Source organism: Deltaproteobacteria bacterium (assembly GCA_009929795.1).
Classification (GTDB): domain Bacteria; phylum Desulfobacterota; class Desulfovibrionia; order Desulfovibrionales; family Desulfomicrobiaceae; genus RZZR01.
This window is the reverse complement of record RZZR01000291.1, coordinates 1-2,039: the sequence shown is the minus strand read 5'-3', so window position 1 is coordinate 2,039 and position 2,039 is coordinate 1. Positions and strand designations below refer to the sequence as shown.

General features: G+C 61.1%; 2 protein-coding genes. Both read left to right on the top strand.

Annotation, left to right across the window (positions count from 1 at the left end; all coding sequences use genetic code 11):
• Positions 1–165: 165 nt before the first annotated feature.
• Positions 166–375, top strand: coding sequence for a sulfur reduction protein DsrE (locus EOM25_14315; protein NCC26349.1), 210 nt, complete (start codon positions 166–168; stop codon positions 373–375).
• 146 nt (positions 376–521) lie between these two features.
• Positions 522–1,808, top strand: a complete 1,287-nt coding sequence (locus EOM25_14310) for an HlyC/CorC family transporter (protein NCC26348.1) — start codon at positions 522–524, stop codon at positions 1,806–1,808.
• Positions 1,809–2,039: the final 231 nt, after the last annotated feature.

The following is a 2,039-nucleotide window of genomic DNA, read 5'->3' as shown; positions in this document are numbered from 1 at the left end:
CGGATGCGCGAACTGGCCGACGTGGTCAGATCGTCTTTGGACGGGGGGTGAGCCCTCGTCCCGGGCTCTTTGCGGTGCCAAGGCCCGCCGATCCGGACAACCCACCCCGGCCATCGGGCCTGTCCAACCCATGTCGAATCCCAAACCAACATTCTGGAGACAAACATGCAAATCCTGATCGTCCTGTCCAGCTCCGACCCCGAAATCAAATGGAACGCCGTCAGATTCGGCAATTTCCTTCTGAACGAAGGCGAGGATGTGACCATCTTTCTCAACGGCGGAGGCGTGGACCTGTACCACGGAGACTCCGAGCGCTACCCCATCGCCGAGCAGGCCAAGTTATTCGCCCTGAGCGAGGGGGTCCTGACGGCCTGAGGCAAGTGCATGGCCATCCACGGTGTGGATGAAAGCGAGCACGTCAGACTGGCCAACATGAAATTCCTCTACGAGCAGATCAAGCTGGCGGACAAAATCATCAACTATTGACCGGAAAGTGAACCCTCCCACGCCGGAGAACCGTCATGCCCGATTTCGTCCTCGAAATACTCTTCGTCGGCCTCCTCATCCTGGTCAATGGCTTCTTCGCCCTGTCCGAGATGGCCCTGGTGGCCGCCCGCAAGGTCCGCCTCAAGGCCCGGGCCGCACTGAAGCTCAAGGCCTGTCCGGACCGGTTCCTGTCCGCAGTCCAGATCGGCATCACCCTGGTGGCCATCCTCACCGGGGCCTTCAGCGGGGCGACCATGGCCGGAAGGCTCCAGGCGTATCTTCTGGATCTCGGTCTGCCCGAAGCCTATGCGAGGCCCCTGGGTCTGGGGCTTATGGTCGTGCCCGTGACCTACCTGACCCTGATCGTCGGGGAACTCGTGCCCAAGAAGCTGGCCGTGAGCTATCCCGAACGGATGGCCGGCCTCACGGCCCCGGCCATGTCCTTGTTCATGCGTCTGGCCATGCCCGTGGTCCACGTCCTGAGCGGATCGACCCGGGCCGTGGTGGGGCTTCTGCGCATCGCCCCGCGCGAGGAGCCCAAGGTGACCGAGGAGGACATCCGGGGGCTCATCCGCGAGGCCGTCATCTACGGGGAGGTGGAGCACGCCGAGAGGAACATGGTCGAACGCATCTTTCGCCTCGGGGACCTGCAAGTCGGAGCCCTCATGACCCACCATGCCAGGATCGTCTGGCTGTACAGCGACGACTCCGAGGAAAAGATCTTGAAGACCATCCTCCAGAACCCCCACTCCCGTTTTCCCGTGGCCCACAGGGAACCCTTCGGCGTCCTGGGGGCCGTGAAGGCCAAGGAATACATCGGCGATCTCGTCCAAGGGAAAAACCAGGGCCTCGAGGCCCATCTCCACCCCCTGGAACTTGTCCCGGAAACCATGAGGGCCTTGAACCTTCTGGAACTTTTCCGCCGCAAGGACCGCATGCACTTCGTCCTCGTCGTGGATGAAAACAACGAACCCCGGGGAGTGGTGACCTTTAACGACATCTTGGAGGCCATCGTCGGCCATATCCCGGTCCCGGAAAAACATGACGAGCCGGCGGCCGTGCGGCGCGCCGACGGTTCCTGGCTCCTGGACGGGCTCATGTCCCTGGATGAAGTCCGCTCTAAGCTGGGAATCGAGCGGCCCATGCACCTGAAAGGCCAGACCTTCAACACCCTGGCCGGGTTCGTCCTGGCCCATCAGGGCGAGCCCCCGGCCATGGGCCGGGGATTCGACTGGGAGGATCACCACTTCGAGATCGTCGATCTGGACGGCACACGCATCGACCGGGTCCTGATCTCCAGGGTCCCGATTCCCAACCGGTGACCGAACCAGGGCCGACACACTTCTGTCGGCGAATATTCCACCAGGAAATCACCGGCCGGGCCTTATCCTTGCTCCATGAACGAGGACAGCCTTCCGACATCAAATAACCTGTCATTTTGCAACTTACATTATGCAAAATGATGGGATATTTTTCATACCATGCTTATCAGGAGATCAAATGGTCTCATGGACGTAGCTTTTCCGGTCGGGCCTTTTTCGATGCCTACGGCG

Excerpts from the sequence above, each read along its gene's own strand:
- EOM25_14310 (NCC26348.1), top strand. The coding sequence starts at position 522 with ATGCCCGATTTCGTCCTCGAAATACTCTTCGTCGGCCTCCTCATCCTG.
- EOM25_14315 (NCC26349.1), top strand. The coding sequence starts at position 166 with ATGCAAATCCTGATCGTCCTGTCCAGCTCCGACCCCGAAATCAAATGG.